Origin of the sequence: Burkholderia stabilis (assembly GCF_001742165.1) — a bacterium.
GTDB classification, from domain to species: domain Bacteria; phylum Pseudomonadota; class Gammaproteobacteria; order Burkholderiales; family Burkholderiaceae; genus Burkholderia; species Burkholderia stabilis.
Window position 1 is genome coordinate 1,412,290 of record NZ_CP016443.1, and the last position, 17,624, is coordinate 1,429,913.

The 17,624-nt window shown below is 68.7% G+C and carries 19 protein-coding genes; 7 read left to right on the forward strand and 12 right to left on the reverse strand.

Annotation, left to right across the window (positions count from 1 at the left end):
- Positions 1–15: 15 nt before the first annotated feature.
- The 3 genes from BBJ41_RS24285 to BBJ41_RS24295 all read right to left on the reverse strand — a co-directional run bounded on the left by BBJ41_RS24285 (position 16) and on the right by BBJ41_RS24295 (position 3,829).
- Positions 16–1,125: a malate/lactate/ureidoglycolate dehydrogenase gene (locus BBJ41_RS24285; RefSeq protein WP_069748806.1), complete on the reverse strand. Its 1,110-nt coding sequence runs from the start codon at positions 1,123–1,125 to the stop codon at positions 16–18.
- A gap of 50 nt (positions 1,126–1,175) precedes the next feature.
- Positions 1,176–2,630 (reverse strand): M20 family metallopeptidase, encoded by a 1,455-nt coding sequence (locus BBJ41_RS24290; protein ID WP_069748807.1) that lies wholly within the window; start codon positions 2,628–2,630, stop codon positions 1,176–1,178.
- An 80-nt stretch (positions 2,631–2,710) separates the two neighbouring features.
- Positions 2,711–3,829 carry an NAD(P)H-dependent flavin oxidoreductase gene (locus BBJ41_RS24295; RefSeq protein ID WP_069748808.1) on the reverse strand — a complete coding sequence of 373 codons (1,119 nt, stop codon included), beginning with the start codon at positions 3,827–3,829 and terminating at the stop codon, positions 2,711–2,713.
- Between the two features lie 250 nt (positions 3,830–4,079).
- Here BBJ41_RS24295 and BBJ41_RS24300 point away from each other — a divergent pair, with 250 nt between their 5' ends.
- Positions 4,080–4,934, forward strand: coding sequence for a DUF1460 domain-containing protein (locus BBJ41_RS24300; RefSeq protein WP_069748809.1), 855 nt, complete (start codon positions 4,080–4,082; stop codon positions 4,932–4,934).
- 116 nt (positions 4,935–5,050) lie between these two features.
- Here BBJ41_RS24300 and BBJ41_RS24305 read toward each other — a convergent pair whose 3' ends face one another.
- Positions 5,051–5,767, reverse strand: coding sequence for a hypothetical protein (locus tag BBJ41_RS24305; RefSeq protein ID WP_069748810.1), 717 nt, complete (start codon positions 5,765–5,767; stop codon positions 5,051–5,053).
- Between the two features lie 52 nt (positions 5,768–5,819).
- Entirely contained in the window at positions 5,820–6,782 is a 963-nt protein-coding gene (gene ftrA / locus BBJ41_RS24310; RefSeq protein WP_069748811.1) for a transcriptional regulator FtrA, read from the reverse strand.
- Positions 6,783–6,896: 114 nt separating this feature from the next.
- Here ftrA and BBJ41_RS24315 point away from each other — a divergent pair, with 114 nt between their 5' ends.
- Positions 6,897–7,316 (forward strand): rhodanese-like domain-containing protein, encoded by a 420-nt coding sequence (locus BBJ41_RS24315; protein WP_069748812.1) that lies wholly within the window; start codon positions 6,897–6,899, stop codon positions 7,314–7,316.
- A gap of 90 nt (positions 7,317–7,406) precedes the next feature.
- A complete protein-coding gene (locus tag BBJ41_RS24320; protein ID WP_069748813.1) occupies positions 7,407–7,733 on the forward strand; it encodes a superinfection immunity protein in 327 nt (108 codons plus the stop codon).
- A gap of 15 nt (positions 7,734–7,748) precedes the next feature.
- On the opposite strand, the gene BBJ41_RS24325 is transcribed toward BBJ41_RS24320, so the two are convergent.
- The 7 genes from BBJ41_RS24325 to BBJ41_RS24355 form a co-directional block, all read right to left on the reverse strand.
- Entirely contained in the window at positions 7,749–8,918 is a 1,170-nt protein-coding gene (locus BBJ41_RS24325; RefSeq protein WP_069748814.1) for a cytochrome P450, read from the reverse strand.
- Between the two features lie 101 nt (positions 8,919–9,019).
- Positions 9,020–9,286 (reverse strand): YodC family protein, encoded by a 267-nt coding sequence (locus BBJ41_RS24330; protein WP_069748815.1) that lies wholly within the window; start codon positions 9,284–9,286, stop codon positions 9,020–9,022.
- Positions 9,287–9,622: 336 nt separating this feature from the next.
- Complete coding sequence (locus tag BBJ41_RS24335) at positions 9,623–10,483, reverse strand: isocitrate lyase/PEP mutase family protein (protein WP_069748816.1); 861 nt, start codon at positions 10,481–10,483, stop codon at positions 9,623–9,625.
- A 145-nt stretch (positions 10,484–10,628) separates the two neighbouring features.
- Positions 10,629–12,296 (reverse strand): ankyrin repeat domain-containing protein, encoded by a 1,668-nt coding sequence (locus tag BBJ41_RS24340; protein ID WP_069748817.1) that lies wholly within the window; start codon positions 12,294–12,296, stop codon positions 10,629–10,631.
- Between the two features lie 181 nt (positions 12,297–12,477).
- Complete coding sequence (locus BBJ41_RS24345; protein WP_069748818.1) at positions 12,478–12,903, reverse strand: GNAT family N-acetyltransferase; 426 nt, start codon at positions 12,901–12,903, stop codon at positions 12,478–12,480.
- A 55-nt stretch (positions 12,904–12,958) separates the two neighbouring features.
- On the reverse strand, positions 12,959–13,819 hold the full coding sequence (locus BBJ41_RS24350; protein WP_069748819.1) for a MurR/RpiR family transcriptional regulator: 861 nt from the start codon (positions 13,817–13,819) through the stop codon (positions 12,959–12,961).
- 55 nt (positions 13,820–13,874) lie between these two features.
- The gene (locus BBJ41_RS24355; RefSeq protein WP_069748820.1) at positions 13,875–14,228 is read right to left on the reverse strand and encodes a YgiW/YdeI family stress tolerance OB fold protein; all 354 of its coding nucleotides are present in this window, start codon (positions 14,226–14,228) and stop codon (positions 13,875–13,877) included.
- A gap of 232 nt (positions 14,229–14,460) precedes the next feature.
- Between BBJ41_RS24355 and BBJ41_RS24360 the strand changes: the two genes are divergently transcribed.
- From BBJ41_RS24360 to BBJ41_RS24375, 4 genes are all read left to right on the forward strand, one after another.
- A complete protein-coding gene (locus BBJ41_RS24360; protein WP_069748821.1) occupies positions 14,461–15,123 on the forward strand; it encodes a response regulator in 663 nt (220 codons plus the stop codon).
- Positions 15,120–16,496: an ATP-binding protein gene (locus BBJ41_RS24365; protein WP_069748822.1), complete on the forward strand. Its 1,377-nt coding sequence runs from the start codon at positions 15,120–15,122 to the stop codon at positions 16,494–16,496. The genes BBJ41_RS24360 and BBJ41_RS24365 overlap by 4 nt, the downstream gene beginning before the upstream one ends.
- A gap of 267 nt (positions 16,497–16,763) precedes the next feature.
- Positions 16,764–17,210, forward strand: a complete 447-nt coding sequence (locus BBJ41_RS24370) for a MarR family winged helix-turn-helix transcriptional regulator (protein ID WP_069748823.1) — start codon at positions 16,764–16,766, stop codon at positions 17,208–17,210.
- A gap of 33 nt (positions 17,211–17,243) precedes the next feature.
- A complete protein-coding gene (locus BBJ41_RS24375) occupies positions 17,244–17,612 on the forward strand; it encodes an antibiotic biosynthesis monooxygenase family protein (protein ID WP_069748824.1) in 369 nt (122 codons plus the stop codon).
- The last annotated feature ends 12 nt before the right edge of the window (positions 17,613–17,624 follow it).

Genomic DNA, 17,624 nt, shown 5'->3' on the forward strand with positions numbered 1-17,624 from the left:
GGCCGCCCTTGCCGGTTACGCCGCGCCGACGCAGTGCTGCGTCCACGCATCGAGCGCCGCGTCGTCGAAACCGACCGCCGCCGCACTCTCGCGAATCTGCCGCCACGTCGCGCGATCGACCGGAATGCCATCCGCGACGCGCGCGGCGCGGCTCGCCTCCTCCGGCTCGCCCGGCATCCGCGCCGGCGCGTCGCCGGCCTGCGGCGACGCCTTCGCCCATGCGACGAACGCGTCGGCTTCGCGCTCGGCGTCGGCCGCGTCGAACGCGTTCGGATCGATCAGCACCGACAACATTCCGTTGACGATCGCGCTCGTCTTCTGCAGCGTGTCGGCGTGCGTCGTATGCCCGCCGACCAGCGCGCCGCCGAAGATCTCGCACATCGCCGCCAGCGCATAACCCTTGTGTAGCCCGAACGGCAGCAGCGCGCCGAACGGCTGCTCGTGCATCACGGCCGGATCGTCGGTCGGCTGGCCGCGATGGTCGATCAGCGACCCGGCCGGCACGCGCTTGCCCTGGTTGTACGCGACGCGCGTCTTGCCGTACGCGATCGCGCTCGTCGCGAAATCGAGCAGCAGCGGCGGCTTGCCCGCACGCGGATACGCGGCACAGAACGGGTTCGTGCCGAAGCGCGGATCGGTGCCGTGCAGCGGCGCGACCAGCAGGTCACCAGGCACGTTGACGAAATGGAACGACACGAGCCCCGAGCGCGCGCACTGCTCGGCCCAGTGTCCGATACGGCCGAGATGATGCACGTCGCGCAGCCCGATCGCGCAGATACCCATGCGCCGCGCGCGCTCGATCCCTTCGACCATCGCCTCGAACGCGATCACCTGGCCGAAGCCGCGCCCGCCGTCGATCGACAGCACGGCGCCGCCGTCGCGGGCGATCGACGCGTGCGCGTTCAGCTTCAACTGCCCTTCCCGCCACGACGCGACGTAGTTCGGGATCATCCCGATCCCGTGCGAATCGTGGCCCGCGAGATTCGCGCCGACCAGGTGATCGGCGACGAGCCGCGCCTCGCGCTCGTTGCTGCCGGCCCGTTCCCAGAGTGCCGCGACGAATGCGTGCAGCGGTTCGGCGCGCATGCGCAGCGGTTCGGTGTCGGGCGTCGGCAGTGCAGTCATCGGCAAGGCTCCGTCGAATCAGGTCGGATTGGGTCGGGCAGCCGCGGCGATCAGCGCGCGGTCGCGATCACGTCCGCGACTGCCGCCGTCAGCTTCTTCGCATACGGCACGTGCAGGAACTCGTTCGGGCCGTGCGCGTTCGACTTCGGCCCGAGCACGCCGCACACCATGAACTGCGCGGCCGGGAACCCTTCCTGCAGTACGTTCATCAGCGGGATCGTGCCGCCGAGGCCCATGTACGCGCAGTCCGCGCCGAAGTGGCGGCGCGATGCCGCATCGAGCGACGAAGCGAGCCACGGCGCGAGATCCGGCGCGCTCCAGCCGGTCGCGGCGCCCGCGTCCGGCTTGAACGTGACCTTCGCGTTGTACGGCGGATCGAGTTCGAGCAAGTCCTTCAACTGCTGCACGGCCTGCGCGGCATCGACGAGCGGCGGCAGCCGCAGCGACAGCTTGAACGCGGTACGCGGACGCAGCACGTTGCCGGCATCGGCGAGCGCCGGCATGCCGGCCGCGCCCGTCACCGACAGCGACGGCCGCCACGTCGAATTCAGCAGCGCCTCGCGCGGGTCGGTCGTGGTCGGCAGCACGGGCTTGCCGTCCGCGCCGCACGCCCACGGCAGCCCCTTCCACACCGCATCGCCGAGGATCGCGGCGGCCGCATCGGCTTCGCGCACGCGGCTCGACGGAATCTCGCAATGGAACACGCCCGGCAGCAGGTTGCCGTTCTTCGCGTCTTCCAGGCGCTCGAACAACTGGCGCATCACGCGGAAGCTCGACGGCGCAATGCCGCCATACACGCCCGAGTGAATGCCTTCTTCCAGCACCTCGACCTGCAGGTCGCCGGACACGAGCCCGCGCAGCGACGTGGTGAGCCACATCTGGTCGTAGTTGCCCGCGCCCGAATCGAGGCACACGACGAGCGACACCTGGCCGAGCCGGTCGCGCAGCGCGTCGACGTACGGCAGCAGGTCGTAGCTGCCCGACTCCTCGCAGGTTTCGATCAGGCCGACGCAGCGCGGCCGCTCGATGCCCTGCTCGTCGAGCGCGCCGAGCGCCGCGAGGCTCGCGTAGATCGCGTAACCGTCGTCCGCGCCGCCGCGGCCGTACAGCTTGCCGTTCTCGAATTTGGGGGTCCACGGGCCGAGGTCCGCGCGCCAGCCGTCGAATTCGGGCTGCTTGTCGAGGTGGCCGTACAGCAGGATCGTGTCGGTGCTGCCCGAACGCGTCGCGGGCGATTCGAAGAAGATCACCGGCGTGCGGCCGGGCAGGCGCACGATCTCGAGCTTCAGGCCCTTCACGGGCTGCTTTTCGGCCCACTGCGCGGCATCGGTGACGACGCGCTCGAGATAGCCGCGCTTCGCCCAGTCGGGGTCGAATGCGGGGCTCTTCGCGGGAATCGCAATGTAGTCGGTCAGTGCGTGGAGGATTTCATCGTTCCACTTGCGCTCGATGAAGGTAACGAGCTTGTCATGGTCGAGGACGGGGGTAGTGTCGACGGAGGTCATGGTGGGGGGCCTGGATCGGGCTGACGAAAACCCAGATCATACGCCGATGATCCGCCGCCGGCGCCCCCTTCCGCGCGTGTTCAGACGGCCCGCCCGATCGCGTCGCGCAGCCCCGCCGCGCAGGCCAGCGCGTCGTCCCACAGGCGCTGCGTCAGTTCGCCGGCGTCCGCTTCGCGCGCGAGCGCCGCGGCCTCGCCCGACCACAGCAGCGAGAAATCGTCGCGGCCCTGCCGCTCGAATGCGCCGCGCAGCGGATCGACCGCGGCCGTCGCGAGCGGGAACGCGGGTGCGAGCGCGCTCATCGGCCCCTGCTCACGCATGAAACGCGTCAGCAGGCCGCGCGCGGGGCGGCCCGTGTACAGGTTGGTCATGCGCGTGCCGTCGTCGCGCGCGGCGCGCACCGCCGCGCGATGCTGCGCCGAGCGGCCGGCCTGCGGCGTCAGCAGGTAACCCGTGCCGATCTGCACCGCGCGCGCGCCGAGCGCGAACGCGGCCGCGATACCGCGCCCGTCGGCAATCGCACCGGCTGCGATCACCGGCGCGCGCACCGCGTCGACGATCTGCGGCAGCAACGCGAACAGGCCGGGCTGCGCGTGGATGTCGTCGGTCAGGAACATCCCGCGATGGCCGCCGGCCTCCGCACCTTGCGCGACGATCGCATCGACGCCGCGCGCATCGAGCCAGCGCGCTTCCTCGACGGTCGTCGCCGACGACACGACCCGCGCGCCGGCGCGCCGCACGCGGTCGAGCAGCGCATCGTCCGGCAACCCGAAGTGGAAGCTCACGACGGCCGGCCGCAACTCCTCGACGACCGCGCACATCGCATCGTCGAACGGCGCGCGGCCGGGGCCGCCTTTCACGTCGGCCGGATCGAGCCCGGCTTCCGCGTAGTAGCCGGCGAGCGCCGCGCGCCAGCGCGCGTCGACCTCGGCGTCGGGCGCGGGCGGCGTGTGGCAGAAGAAGTTCACGTTGAACGGCGCGGGCGTGCGCGCCCGGATCGCCGCGATCTCGTCGCGCAGCTGCTGCGGGCCGAGCGCCGCGCACGCAAGCGAGCCAAGCCCGCCGGCTTCGCACACCGCGATCGCGAGCGGGCTGAAGGACCCGACCATCGGCGCCTGAATCAACGGCAGGCGGGAAGGCAGCGCCGCGCCCGATGCGACGCGTGTGTCGTGGCCGGCAACGGAAGCGGCAGAGGTCATGGCGGGAACCGGAACGGGAGTAACGGAAGCGACGATGATACGCGAACGACCATGAACACGATGTGCCGCCACGCTATCTCGTTAATTCAGATTTCGTTGAGATTTCTTGAGGTTCGCTCGTCTATTCAATATCGTCCATCGCAAGCCAGGCCCGGCGATACCTGTCCGTCATCGAATGCCCGACGATCCGGCCGGATCGATCTTCACCCGCCCTTGACGCTTGCTTGAAACCTCCAACCCGAACCCGCGTATGCCGATTGAAACGAACTTCAGAAAATTCTTGCCGCTGGTCGTCGCGCTCGCATTGGCCGGCTGCGACGGCGGTGCGTCCGTCACGTCGTCACCGCCGCCGGATGCAACGACGATGCAGCAACAAGCCGCGCTGGCGACCCTGAATCCGGAGACCTCCGCCAAGCTCGACGCGTTGCTGGCGATACGCGCCGCGCAGCCGGACAGCGCCACCGGCCCGCTCATCGAAGCCCTGTCGCGTGAATTTCTTGGCACGCCTTATCGAGGCGACATGCTGAAGGGATCGTCGACGATGCCGGAGCAACTGGTGATCGACTTCAGCGGGCTCGATTGCTATACCTATCTCGACTATGTCGAAGCCGCGAGAAAGGCGACGACGAAAACCGACTACGCGAGCCGCCTCGTGCCGACGCGCTACGTGAACGGCGACATCAGCTTCACGCATCGCCGCCATTTCTTCACCGACTGGGCCTACCGGCCGCAGGTGCTGGCCGACGACGTGACCGCCACGATCAGCGTGCATGCCACCACGGTCACGAAGCAGCTCAACCGGAAAGCCGACGGCAGCGCATACCTGCCGGGGTTGCCGGTCGTCAGCCGGGACATCGTCCATATCCCGAGCGAATTCGTCGACGACTATGTCGTCAGCCGCCTGCGGACCGGCGACTACATCGGCATCTACGCGAAGGCCGATGGCCTCGACGTCACGCACGTCGGCTTCTTCATCGACACGCCCGACGGGCCGATGCTGCGCAATGCGTCGTCGAAAAAGGCCAACATGAAGGTCGTCGATTCGCCTTTTGTCGAGTACGTGAAGAACACGCCGGGCATCGTCGTGCTCAGGCCGCGCGCGTGAGCGACGGTATCGACCCGGCGCCCGCGCGCGCGCCGATCACCCGCTAAACGCATGACGGCCTGCGCTACGACGCAACGTCGCGCAACGTCGCGCGCGCCGAGGAACGGCTCGGCAGGTTACGCCGGCAGCCGCCCGACCCACTCGGCAAGCTGCGCTTCGCCCTCTTCGTCGAGCTTGCCCGTGAGTTCGCCGTACCACGGCGCAATCGCGGCGGCCGGCAGCGCGGCCTTCAGGATCTCCAGGCTGTTCTCCAGAAACGCCGAAAAGAACGGAATGCCGCGCATGTAGAGGAACGTCGAATCGGTGATGCGCACGTGGCCGTACACGTCGCGTACCCAGTCGAGATGCGGCAGCGCGTCGTGCGGACGGCCGCTTTGCATCAGCGCGGAAATGAAGTTCACGCGCGCGTTGACGTCGGACTGCTCGCGCGTTTCATGATTGCCCTCGGCGGCTTTCTGCATCCACGCTTCGCCGCGCTCGATTTCACCGCACATCACCGAAGTCGTCGCGAGCTGCACCGCGTTGTGCGCGCTCGGCTCCTGCTCGAACAGCGCGAGCCAGTACCGGAATGCTTCGGGATACCGATGCATCGCCGAATACGCGAGCGCGCAAAGCCGCGCCGCATCGGCGAGACGCGCCGCGTGGGGCGCGGCCGCCGCGATCGCGGCCTCGTGCCGCCCGGCCTGATAGGCCGCCAGCGCGGGCGCGAGTTCGGGTGCGATGTCGGGGCCGCCCTGCTCGTCCGACGCATCCTGTTCGTTGGCCGGCGGCACCGGAGCCGATGACGCGTCGTCGCGCGATTTCTTTCCGAACAGCTTTCCCAGCAAGCCCATGTTGGTTTTCCTTTTTTAGTTGTCATGCACGAACGGCATCGTGCAACGCCCGCTATCCTGCACCACGATCCATGCCGCGTCGATACGCGGCCGGGCTCGTCGCCGCGACGCGCCGGAAATGCCGGCGCAGCGATTCCTCCGAGCCGAACCCCGCGCGCGCCGCGACCTGCGCGAGCGGCAGCGCGGGTTGCGCTTCGAGCATGTCCTTCGCGACGTTCACGCGCTCGCGGATCAGCCACGCGAGCGGCGACATCCCCGTCGCATCCGCGAACTGACGCTGCAGCGTGCGCGTGCTCATCGCGGCCTGCGCGGCGAGCGATGCCAGCGTGTGCGGCTCGGCCGCGTGCGCGCGCATCCAGTCGATCAGCTTCGCGAGCCGGTCGGTGCCGCCCGGCGCGACCGGGCGCGGCACGAACTGCGCCTGGCCGCCGTCACGATGCGGCGGCAGCACGAGACGCTGCGCGACGCGGTTCGCGATCGCGCCGCCGTGATCGCGGCGCACGAGATGCAGCAGCATGTCGAGCCCCGCCGCAGACCCGGCCGACGTGATGACCTGCCCTTCGTCGACGTACAACGCATCGGGATTCACGCGCAGCGCCGGATAACGCGCCTGCAGGCGCTCCGCGTAACGCCAGTGCGTCGTCACGGTGAACCCGTCGAGCACGCCGGCCGCCGCGAGCACGAACACGCCCGAACAGATTGAACAGAGCCGCGCGCCACGCCGATGCGCGGCCCGCAGTTTCTTCAGCAGCGGCTCGGGCGGCAGTTCGTCCGGATCCCGCCAGCCGGGTATCACGATGGTGTCCGCGCGATCGAGCGTCGCGAGCCGGTACGGCGCGGCGACCGTGATGCCGCCCGCCGCGCGCACGGGCCCCGGCTCGCTTGCGCATACCGCGAAGCGATACCAGTCGACCCCGAGTTCGGGGCGCTCGAGCGCGAACAGTTCGACCACGCAGCCGAATTCGAACGTGCAAAGGCGATCGTAGGCGAGCGCGACGACGAGATGATTATGCATGGCGTGATGTTACCGGAACTTGTCGATCGCGCCACTGCCGCGAAATGCGCCGAACCGCGATACTGCCCTTCATTCCGGTGCATTCCGCGCCTGCTCATCCTGGAGAGCCTGCCCATGTCCTACGTCACCGACGTGCCCGCTGCCGACAGCCCCGCCGCCCTCGCGCATTTCGAGGCATCACTGCGATTCGAGACCGATTGCTGGGACGTGCACGACGCGCTCGCATCGGGTGCACCCGATTTCGTGCTGCTCGACGTGCGCGGCCCCGACCAGTTCGCCGCCGGCCACGTGCCCGGCGCGCGCAACCTGCCGCGCCGCAAGATCGTCGCGGGCAAGCTCGCCGGCTACCCGGACGGCACGCTGTTCGTCGTCTACTGCGCAGGGCCGCACTGCAACGGCGCCGCGCGCGCGGCGATCCAGCTCGCGCGCCTCGGCCGCCCGGTCAAGCTGATGATCGGCGGCGTGACGGGCTGGCTCGACGAAGGTTTCGCGCTGAGCAACGAAGTGCAGCCCGCGGACGCCGAGGCCGGCTGATCGTCAATAAAAACGCAACAATCAATTGCCGGCACACGAACGGAAAAAGCGCGACAATCAGCCTCATTGCAGTTCGGACGGAGCAGCAAAATGCAAGACGCAGTCCTGATTCAAGTGGCCGGTTCAGTCGCAGCGATCGCGCTCTATTTCCTGCCGGCAGTCATTGCCGACCGGCGCGGCCGGCACGACAAGCTGACGATCGCGATGTTCAACGCGCTGTTCGCATGGACGGGCATCGGCTGGCTGATGACGCTCTACTGGGCGTGCCAGCCGAACCCGCGAACCGACGTCGCGCAGACGATCCTCGCGAAGCGCCGCGGCGTCAGCATGCGGACCTTCTCGACCGGTCTCGTCGAACGCGTGCAGCGCCGCGTCGCCGCCCAGGAGCAATGGGCGGAGAAGCAAGGCTGCCGTTAAGTCCCTCTTTCCCCTTCACCGTGCCGCGTCGAACTTCGGCATCCTGACGTTGGTCGACGCACGGTAATCCCACGCCAGCCCGCCGCGCGACGGCCAGCCGCCCGCGCGCAACCACGCCCCGAATGCCCCCGCCGTCACCGCGCGCGCGATCCGCTCGCCCGGGCAGCCGTGCGGCCCCGAGCCGAAACCGAAATTCGGTCCGGATTCGCGGCCGGGCAGCAGCCGGTGCGCGTCGGGATACACGGCCGGGTCGCGGTTCGCCGCGGCGAGCACGACCAGGATCGCGTCGCCGGCTTCGACGGTCACGCCGTCGATCGTCGTGCGCGACGCGACGAAACGGCGCGTGTTCTGCACCGGCGCATCGAAACGCCCGACTTCGGCGACGAATGCGTCGAGCGTGGCGGCGTCCGGCGCGCCGCGCGCGGCTTGCGCCTCCCCGTTCCATGCCACCAGCGTATTGCCGAGCCACGCGGCGGTCGCCTCGCAGGTTTGCGACAGCAACCCGACGAGATTCGCGACCAGCGCACCGCTCGCCTGCCAGCCCGACGCGCGCGCCGCCTGCTGCACCGCAGCGACGAGCGTGCCGTCGTGCGCGTGCGTCTGCGCGACCCGCTCCGTCATCCGGGCGAGCAGTTGCCGCGCGCCGTCGCTCGCGCGGGCCAGCGCCGCGGCGTCCGACAGCGGTGACAACGCGGCGACGAAATCGACGACCAGCGCCGCGATGTCGTCGAGCTGCGCCTCGTCGAAGCCGAGCAGATCGGCGACCGCGCAGACGGGCACCGTCATGCACCATGCATTCAGCGCGTCGGCATCGTCCGGCGCACGCAAGCGCCGCGCGGCAAGCTGCTCGGTACGCTCGCGCAGCGCGCCCGTTTCGACCGGCGCGAGCGCCGCGCGCAACGCCGCTTTCGGCACGTCGTGCCGCAACGCGCCGTCGTTCATGCGCACCAGTTCGCCGAACAGCGCGCCAGCCGTCGTGCCGCGCAGTGCGGGCGGCACGGGCACGTCCAGCGGGCGCACGCGGCAGGCCGAATGGCCGAGCACGGCCGTGACGGTCGCCGCGCGGCTCGCGACCCACAGGCCGAGCGAGGCGTCGAACGCGAGCGGCGGCCCGTCGACGAGCGCCGCATAGTAGGGATAGGGGTCGCGGTGCGTAACCGCTGCAATGGGATCGGTCGGGTTCATGCGGACAGTATCGGGGCGGTGCGCCGCCGCATGTTTCGGGTTGACGTGAAATATCGCCGTTCGATTGCCGCGCGTCGCGGCATCGCAACGACAGCCGGGCGTCAGGCAGCCGACCGGTAGCGAAGCGCCTGCATGCGCAACCGTACGCGCCCGGCCGAAATCGCGCGCGGCTCGGGCGCGACCGTGTCGTGATGGAACATTTCCTGCCGGAATTCGCCGCTTTCGTCGAACCACTGGCAGATCAGCCAGTCGCCGTCGTCGAACACGACCGGCCCGGCATAGGTGACGGTCATGCGCGGCCCGCCCGTTTTCAGCGTCACGACATCGCCGACGCGAAACCCGACACGGTGATTTTCTCGGATCGTCATCGCTCTCTCAGATTTTTATATATTGATATTCCCGACGGCCTGCCGACCGGCCATTCGACTGTGCCGCAGATTATCAATCAAAAAAATAACCGGCAACTGCCGCGCGCGACAATCCATCGATCGGGAAAATGCAACAATGCGCGCCATCGACGCACCCGGCGGGTAGCCGATCGCCAGAACCGGCGCGGCTTGCGCGCCGATTCCGGACGAACGGGCGGAATGCGGAGAATAAACGATGTATTTTGCGTCGTCACCGACGTTTAAATCGGACGCGAAATAGGTTGATTATTGTCAATCAGTATTTCGGCTGGAAACGATCCCACGATTTACTAGCGGTCATTCTCCGAACGATACCGGCGAATTATCGGGCGCCGCGAACCAGCGATTGACGTCGCGCCCCGGTACGGCCGCTTGCGTAAACGTGAACGTGCCGTCGCGCGCCATCTCCGTCGCGGCGCGCAGGAACGCGCCGAGCGCGGCCCGCGCCAACGCACCGCCGACGCTCACGCGCTTTACGCCGAGCGCCGCCAGTTCATCGAGGCTCAGCAAGCCGCCCTGCAGCCCCATCACGACGTTGACGGGCGCGCCGACCGCCTGCGTCACCGCCGCGATCTCGCCGGCGTCGGTGATACCCGGCGCATACAGCACGTCGGCGCCCGCATCGCGATACGCAACGAGCCGCGCGATCGTGTCGGCGAGGTCGCGCCGTCCGTGCAGGTAGTTTTCGCAGCGCGCGGTCAGCGTGAACGGAAACGGCAGCGCACGCGCCGCCGCGACGGCCGCCGCGATGCGCTCGATCGCCGCTTCGCGCGCGTAGATCGGCGCATCGTCGCGGCCCGTCGCATCCTCGATCGAGCCGCCGACCGCGCCGGCCTCGGCTGCCAGCCGGATCGTGTCGGCCACCGTTTCGGGCGCGTCGCCGAAACCGTTCTCGAGATCGGCGCTCACGGGCAGGCCACCCGCGGCGACCAGATCGGCGATGTGCTCGAGCATCGCGTCGCGGTCGATCGCGTTGTCGGGCTGCCCTTTCGAAAAGGCGAAGCCGGCGCTGGTGGTGGCGAGCGCCTCGAAGCCGGCCATCGCGAGCAGGCGCGCGGTGCCGGCATCCCACGGGTTCGGGATGATGAATGCACCGGGGCGCACATGGAGCGCACGAAAGGCTTCGGCCTGGCGGACTTGAAGATCGGAACGGGTCATCGCGGACTCCGGGAAGGGGATGACGGACGAGCTTACGCCTGCCGTGCGCCCGACGTTTCAGCGATCGCCGAAATGTCGTCGCACGGCGGGAAAAACCGGTGCGCGGGCAGACGCGACAGCCTGCCCGCTTGCCGAGCGCCGTTGCTTATTGCGACCCGGGCTGCCCGCTTTCGATGCCGAGCAACACGTCGGTCACGGCTTCGGAGAACCGCATTGCACGGCCGTCGACCAGCACGCCTTCCGGATTCGACGGGTCCCGCGCCGCTTGCGGCACGCCGTGCGCGAGCAACACACGCGCGCACGCTTCCCAGTCGGGCTCGCCGAGGTCCGCCGGTTCGTTGACGGACGCCCACGACAACGTACCGAGCGCATCGCTCCCGTAGCCATGCATCTCGCGCCAGCTTGCGCCGTGCGCGAGCAGGAACGCCAGCAGCTTCGCGTCGCCGCGGAACACCGCCTGATTCAGCGCGCTCGCGTCCCAGTCGCCGCCACGCGCGGCGATCGGCCAGCCCAGTTCGACCATGACCTTCACCGCATCGGCCGAACCCCACGCGGCGGCGTCCGGCAACAACCGCAGCCGGTCTTCGGGCAGCGCGCCGGGCAGTTCGGGATGTCGCGCCTGGATGCGCCGCGCATCGTCGGCGTCGGCGCGCGCGCAGGCCGCGACGAACGCGTCTTCCGCGCCGAGCGTCTCCTCCGCGCCAGCCGCGCGCAGCAACGCGGCGACGTCGGTCAATCCCGTCTGCATGGCCAGCCGGTACGCACTGACGCCCGCCGCCGTCCGCGCGCGGGGATCCGCGCCGGCCGCCAGCAACGCGGCGATGTGGCGCGCCGAACAGCGCACGGCAATCGCCCGCAACAGCGGCGCGCCCCACATTTTCGTCGGCCCTTCTCCGGCCGGTTCGTTCGGGTCCCCGCCGTGCGCGAGCAGCAGTTCGAGCGCGGCCGCGTCGCGCATGTCGAGCGCCCGCCGCAACGCATTCGTGCCGCCCACCCGCGCGCCGTGTTCGAGCAGCACGCGCGTGCACACCGGGTTCTCCAGCGAGTGATACAGCGATTCGCCGTCGTTCGGGTCGGCGCCGGCTTCGAGCAGCATGGCCGTGAGGACCGGGTCGCGATTGACGCCGGCGGCGCCGTACAGCGCCGACAGCGGGCCCGACTCGTCGGGCGCAGCGAGCGACGCCGGCGGAAACCGGTTGCCGATCCGCTGGTTCGGATCGGCGCCGGCATCGAGCAGGTGCCGTGCACAGGCGCGCAGCCTGACCGCGAACTCGGGAAGCTGGCCGAGCCGCGAATGCGTGACGGCGACCAGCGGCGGCAGCTTCAACGCGCCGCCGGCGCGCGCGATCCAGCCGGGATCGGCGGCGATGGCTGCCTTCAGCGCGTCGAGGTCGCCCGCTGCGCACGCGATGGTCGCGTCGTCCGAGACAAGGTCGGGATGGTCGCGCAGCAATTGCGCGGCGACGCGCGGCCGGGGCGCGTCGAAGCCGCCGGTCACGTCGCCGCCGTATGCAAGACCGAGCCAGCGCCGAATCAGCAGCGGCCGCTGCTGCTGCGCGAGCGCCTGCGTTTCGACGAACGCGCCGAGATCAGCCCACGATGCGAAGCCGTATTCCCGCGCGATGCAGGATTGCGCGTCATGCAGGCGGAGGCCGAGCGCGAGCGCCTGGTCGTGCGTGCGGTTTGCTGCGGCGGGGAGAAACTGGACGAAGCGTGCGACGGCATGCCCATCGCCCTGCCGATACAAGCGCAATAATTCCTTGGCCTGCTTTTTCAGATGATCGGGATTGGCCCTGGGGGGCAGCTTTTTCATGCGGATCCTCGTGCAGAAATGGCCGAAGGTCCGCAATACCGCCAGCACCAAGGATGGGGAAAGACTGGATTTGCTGCGACAGGTGGGTTCAACCCTTTCCGCGGACCCGGAAGCGACCTGCATCGCTGATCGCTATCCTAGGCGACGGCCGGCGACATCGTCAACCGTGCCGCGCCGCCGCTCAGCCCGCGAGTTTCTTCGTCAGGAAAATGCGCGTGTGCCCGACCGGATAGTCCGGCAGCTCGCCGAAGCGGACATAACCGCGTTTCTCGTAGAACGGCCGCGCCTGGAAATCGAACGTGTCGAGCCACGCGCTGTGGCACCCGCGCGCGACGGCCTCCGCTTCGGCCAGATCCATGATGCGCGTGCCGGCGCCCTGCCCGCGCGCCGCCTCGGGCACCACGAGCAGGTCGACATGCAGCCAGCCGAACGCGGTGCCGCCCCACAGGCCGCCGACCACCGTGCCTTGCACGTCGGTCACGAGCACGGCCAGCGGACGGAAGTTGCTCGGGCCGGCCCGGCTTTCGTTGAATCGGACGAGCGGCGCGACGATCTCCTTGCGAACGTTCGCATCGCCCGCGTCGGTCACCTCGTATGTGAACGTCATCGGTCGTATCCGGCTGAATCGTGAATGACGGAAGCTTGAAGCGGCCCTCGCAGGCTCAGACGACGTAGGCGCCCTTCGCGTGCAACTCCGCTTCCGTGCGCTCGAGCGCCGCGATCGCATCGCTGCCTTCGAGCGCCAGCAACTGCGCGACCAGCGCCTCGGCCATCGCATGCGCGGCCACCAGCGACGGAAAGAACGACGGGCTGTCGTGCGTGAAGATCAGTTGCGCGTCCGCGTGCAGCGCGATCGGCGACACCGCGCTGTCGGTGATCGCGACGATCCGGCTGCCCTGCGCCTTCGCGGCCTGCGCGACGCGCGTGGCTTCCGCCGAATACGGCGCGAAGCTGACGATCACGGTCACGCTCTGCTTCGCGATCGTGCGCAGTTCCATTTCGAGCGAACCGGCGACGCCGTTGAGCAGCGACACGGTCGGACGGAACAGCCGGTAGCCATACACGAACCCGAACGCGACCGGGTAGCACGAACGAAACCCGGCGACATGCACGTGCGACGCCTTGCGGATCAGCTTCGCCGCTTCCGCGAGCGTGTGCTCGTTCTGCGCGGCGGTGGCCGACAGGTTGTGCTGCTGCGCGGCGAGCAGGTCGTGCGCGAGCGACGCCTTCGCGTCGGGCCGTACGAGCGAGCGCGCCCGCTGCGTCAGCGGCTCGGGGCGCGTGCGCACACGCGCGACGCACAGGTCGCGCAGTTCGTTCCAGCCAGGGAAGCCGAATTGCTGCGCGAGCCGCACGAGCGACGCAGGCTGCACCTGCGCGCGCTGCGCGACCTTGCGCATCGACGAGGTGGCGACTTCGTCGGGATGATCGAGCAGGAATGCGGCGCCCGCCTGGAATTGCGGGCTCAGCTCGGAAAATTGCGCCCGGATCCGGGACGCGAGTTCGTCGAAATTGGCGGCCATCTTGATGAGAACGGGAACCGGTCGTTCATGGTATCACCGGCCCCGCGCGCATCGGTCAGCGCAGCACTTCGACGTGGTCGGCGTCGACCTTCACGCGGCCCGACCATTTGCGCTCGAATTCGCCGGTCACCTTCACTTCGTTCTTGTCGTTCACGGGCTGGCCGGCCGCCCACAGCTTGTTGTCGATCTCGACGCGGATCGTGCCGGTCGCATCGGCGAACTCGTAATCCTCGCCGCCGACATGCTTGACGATGCGCCCCTGCAACTGCACGTGCTGGTCGTCCTTGCCGTTCGCGAGCAGTTCCTTCACGGTGGTCGTGGTCAGCGCCGACGGCCCGGTGTATTGCGCGTAGACGGCGGCGGGCAGCGCGGCGAGCGCGATCGTCAGGATTCTGGCCAGGTGTTTCATGATGTCGTTCCTCTTCTTCGATGTGGCGCCGCGCCCCGTTGAACGCGACACGCCAAGATTACGGACCGTAAGATTAAGCAAACCTGAAGGTCGTGCCGAAGCGACACGGTGCCGCATTGGACGAGTACGAACGCCCGCCAGGCACCGCCCGCCTTTAAGCCTGGGCTAAGACACGAGCGCTTATCATGGGAACCCCGGGCGCCACGGCGCCCCGTTGAAGAGACACGAATCCATGCGCGTACTGCTCGTCGAGGACGATCCGCTGATCGGCAGCGGGCTCGAACAGGGCCTCAAACAGGAAGGCTTCGCCGTCGACTGGGTGAAGGACGGCGATGCCGCGTCGCTCGCGCTGCGCTCGACCGGCTACGGCCTGCTGCTGCTCGACCTCGGGCTGCCGAACCGCGACGGCCTGTCGGTGCTCGCGGCGCTGCGCCGCCGCGACGAGACGCTGCCCGCGATCATCATCACTGCGCGCGACGGCGTGCCCGACCGTATCGCGGGCCTCGACAGCGGCGCGGACGATTACCTCGTCAAGCCGTTCGCGCTCGACGAACTGCTCGCGCGCATCCGCGCCGTCAACCGCCGTCATGCGGGGCGCGCGCAGACGACGCTCGCGATCGGCCCGCTGCGGCTCGACCCCGTCAAGCATCTCGTGTGGCTCGACGACGACGAAGTGCCGCTGTCGCCGAAGGAGTTCGTGCTGCTGCACGAGCTGATGCGCGAACCCGGCGCGGTGATTTCGCGCGAGCAGTTCGAGGAACGGCTGTACAGCTGGGGCGAGGAAATCGAGAGCAACGCGGTGCAGGTGCATATCCACAACCTGCGCAAGAAGCTCGGCCACGACATGATCCGCACGGTGCGCGGCGTCGGCTACCGGATCGGTGACGGCACATGACGCGCATGCAACGCGCGATCGAACGCTGGCGCAGCGCGTCGCTGCGGCGGCGCCTGCTGATGTGGCTGCTGCCGGCCGCATGCGTGATCGGCCTGGTCGCGAGCGCGGGCACCTACTGGGGCGCGCTGCGCGAACTCGACGACCTGCTCGACGACCAGATGCGCAGCATGTCGAAGCAAATCGTCGTCGGCCCGAACGGCGAGCTGTCGTTCAGTAACCACACCGACAGCAAGCACGGCTTCGAGGCCAGCGATCCCGATGCGGTGCTGCTGCAGGTGTGGCGCAACGGCACGCTCGTGTACTCGACCGACCGCGATTCGAAACTGCCGCCGCCCGCGCAGACGGGCATCGCGAGCGTCGACGTCGGCGGCCAGCCGTGGCGCACCTACGTGACCGAACGCGGCGGCACGACGATCCGGCTCGCGCAGGCGCGCCATGCGCGCTGGGAAGCGATCGCGGGCATCGCCGTGCACCTGCTGTGGCCGGTGTTCTCGATGCTGCCGGTGCTCGCGATCGGGCTGTGGTTCGGCATCGGCGCGGGGCTGCGGCCGTTGCGCACGATCGCCTCCGGCCTCAAGCGCAGGAATGCCAACAATCTCGAACCGGTCGACGTCGCGTCGATGCCGAACGAGGTGCGCCCGCTCGCCGAGGCGATCAACGACCTGCTCGCGCGGCTCGACCGCTCGTTCACGCTGCAGCGGCACTTCATCGCCGATGCCGCGCACGAATTGCGCACGCCGATCATGGGGCTGTCGATCCAGTCGCAATTGCTGCGGCGCGCGGCGACGGCCGACGAACGCGAGCACATCCTCGCGCAGATCCATGCGGGCACGACGCGCCTCGGCCACCTCGCCGAGCAGTTGCTGACGCTCGCGCGCCTCGAACCCGATGCGCAAGCGGCCGCGTCCGCGTCTGCGCCCGTCGATCTCGCCGCGCTGTGCCGGTCGGTGGTCGCGGATCGCGCGCGCGTCGCCGATGCGCACCGGATCGATCTCGGCGCGATCGTCATGTCTGCCGTGATGGCCACGGGCAACGCCGACACGCTGCGCGTGCTGCTGAACAACCTCGTCGACAACGCGATCCGCTATGCGGGCGACGGCGCGCGCATCGACGTGTCCGCGCGCATCGACGGCACGACGCCGGTGCTCGAAGTCGCCGATGACGGCCCCGGCATCCCCGAAGCCGAACGCGCGGACGTGTGGGAGCGCTTCTATCGCGGCGAGGGCGCGCAGGCCGTCACGTCGTCGGGCAGCGGGCTCGGGCTGTCGATCGTCAAGCGGATCGCCGAACAGCATCGCGCGACGGTCGCGCTCGGCACCACGCGCGGCGGGCGCGGACTGACCGTCACGGTGCGCTTCCCCGCACCACTTTGATGCACGCGCGACAGGCGGCTTTGTCCACAGATTATGTTGGCAAGCTTGTGGACAACCGGCCGCCAATGTCACCAAGCCATTGATCGGAAACGGTTTGTCGGTCGTGCGCGGCAAATGCGCCAGACGGCGGCAGGCACGCGCATGTTGGCCGCCATGACGACCCCGATTCAATTGTCGTAGACGATCCGCTCGACCCTGCGCATCTTTAATTTGACAACCAGTTGTCTATTACGTAAAGTGGTTGTCAATTCATCAAGCGTATCGAGTATGACGAAATCCGCGAAGTTGACCGCCGTCGCGTTGTCCGTGTTCCGGTTGAACGGCCTGCTGATCGAATGGGGCAACACCTTTTCCGGGCCGCACGGCCTGACCAGTGCGCGCTGGCAGGTGCTGGGCGCCATCTCGATGGCGCCGGAAGCGCCGAACATCCCGCAGATTGCCGATGCGATGGGCATTACGCGGCAAGCCGTGCTGAAACAGATCAACGTGCTGGTCGATGAAGGGCTGGTGCGGTCGCTGCCCAACCCGGCGCACAAGCGCTCGCCGCTGTATGCGCTGACACCGCGCGGCGAAACCGCCTATCAGGCGGTGGTCGGGCAATGGGAACAGCACGTTCGCGATATCGCCGGCGAGTTCAGTTCGGCCGACCTGGATGCGGCCATTCGCGTTCTGTCGGCGATGTCCCGCGCGCATGGCGCCGATGGCCACGCGTGATCGCTCGATGGCCCACGACCCACAGGAGTTCTCATGGCCCAGTTCAAACCGATGGATCCGAATTTTCCGATCCGGCAGCAACTCGGCATCGCCGCGGAGCCGGTCGTCCTCGTCAACGTGTTCACGCTGGCTCCCGCAGACGAAGCGGACTTTCTGGCCGTATGGAAGGACGACGCCGAATTCATGAAACGGCAGCCGGGATTCATCTCGACCCAGCTTCATCGCGCGCTCGGCGACAGCCCGACTTACCTGAACTACGCGATCTGGGAATCGACCGACGCGTTTCGCGCGGCCTTCACGCATCCCGAGTTCGTTGCAAAACTCGCGGCCTATCCGTCGTCCGCCGTCGCCAGTCCGCACCTGTTCCAGAAAGTCGGCGTGACCGGCATCTGCACGGCGTGAGCGTGCGCGCGA

What these genes read in the sequence shown, in the direction of transcription:
- BBJ41_RS24285 (WP_069748806.1), bottom strand. Translation starts at nt 1,125, where the DNA reads ATGACTGCACTGCCGACGCCCGACACCGAACCGCTGCGCATGCGCGCC.
- BBJ41_RS24290 (WP_069748807.1), bottom strand. Translation starts at nt 2,630, where the DNA reads ATGACCTCCGTCGACACTACCCCCGTCCTCGACCATGACAAGCTCGTT.
- BBJ41_RS24295 (WP_069748808.1), bottom strand. Translation starts at nt 3,829, where the DNA reads ATGACCTCTGCCGCTTCCGTTGCCGGCCACGACACACGCGTCGCATCG.
- BBJ41_RS24300 (WP_069748809.1), top strand. Translation starts at nt 4,080, where the DNA reads ATGCCGATTGAAACGAACTTCAGAAAATTCTTGCCGCTGGTCGTCGCG.
- BBJ41_RS24305 (WP_069748810.1), bottom strand. Translation starts at nt 5,767, where the DNA reads ATGGGCTTGCTGGGAAAGCTGTTCGGAAAGAAATCGCGCGACGACGCG.
- ftrA (WP_069748811.1), bottom strand. Translation starts at nt 6,782, where the DNA reads ATGCATAATCATCTCGTCGTCGCGCTCGCCTACGATCGCCTTTGCACG.
- BBJ41_RS24315 (WP_069748812.1), top strand. Translation starts at nt 6,897, where the DNA reads ATGTCCTACGTCACCGACGTGCCCGCTGCCGACAGCCCCGCCGCCCTC.
- BBJ41_RS24320 (WP_069748813.1), top strand. Translation starts at nt 7,407, where the DNA reads ATGCAAGACGCAGTCCTGATTCAAGTGGCCGGTTCAGTCGCAGCGATC.
- BBJ41_RS24325 (WP_069748814.1), bottom strand. Translation starts at nt 8,918, where the DNA reads ATGAACCCGACCGATCCCATTGCAGCGGTTACGCACCGCGACCCCTAT.
- BBJ41_RS24330 (WP_069748815.1), bottom strand. Translation starts at nt 9,286, where the DNA reads ATGACGATCCGAGAAAATCACCGTGTCGGGTTTCGCGTCGGCGATGTC.
- BBJ41_RS24335 (WP_069748816.1), bottom strand. Translation starts at nt 10,483, where the DNA reads ATGACCCGTTCCGATCTTCAAGTCCGCCAGGCCGAAGCCTTTCGTGCG.
- BBJ41_RS24340 (WP_069748817.1), bottom strand. Translation starts at nt 12,296, where the DNA reads ATGAAAAAGCTGCCCCCCAGGGCCAATCCCGATCATCTGAAAAAGCAG.
- BBJ41_RS24345 (WP_069748818.1), bottom strand. Translation starts at nt 12,903, where the DNA reads ATGACGTTCACATACGAGGTGACCGACGCGGGCGATGCGAACGTTCGC.
- BBJ41_RS24350 (WP_069748819.1), bottom strand. Translation starts at nt 13,819, where the DNA reads ATGGCCGCCAATTTCGACGAACTCGCGTCCCGGATCCGGGCGCAATTT.
- BBJ41_RS24355 (WP_069748820.1), bottom strand. Translation starts at nt 14,228, where the DNA reads ATGAAACACCTGGCCAGAATCCTGACGATCGCGCTCGCCGCGCTGCCC.
- BBJ41_RS24360 (WP_069748821.1), top strand. Translation starts at nt 14,461, where the DNA reads ATGCGCGTACTGCTCGTCGAGGACGATCCGCTGATCGGCAGCGGGCTC.
- BBJ41_RS24365 (WP_069748822.1), top strand. Translation starts at nt 15,120, where the DNA reads ATGACGCGCATGCAACGCGCGATCGAACGCTGGCGCAGCGCGTCGCTG.
- BBJ41_RS24370 (WP_069748823.1), top strand. Translation starts at nt 16,764, where the DNA reads ATGACGAAATCCGCGAAGTTGACCGCCGTCGCGTTGTCCGTGTTCCGG.
- BBJ41_RS24375 (WP_069748824.1), top strand. Translation starts at nt 17,244, where the DNA reads ATGGCCCAGTTCAAACCGATGGATCCGAATTTTCCGATCCGGCAGCAA.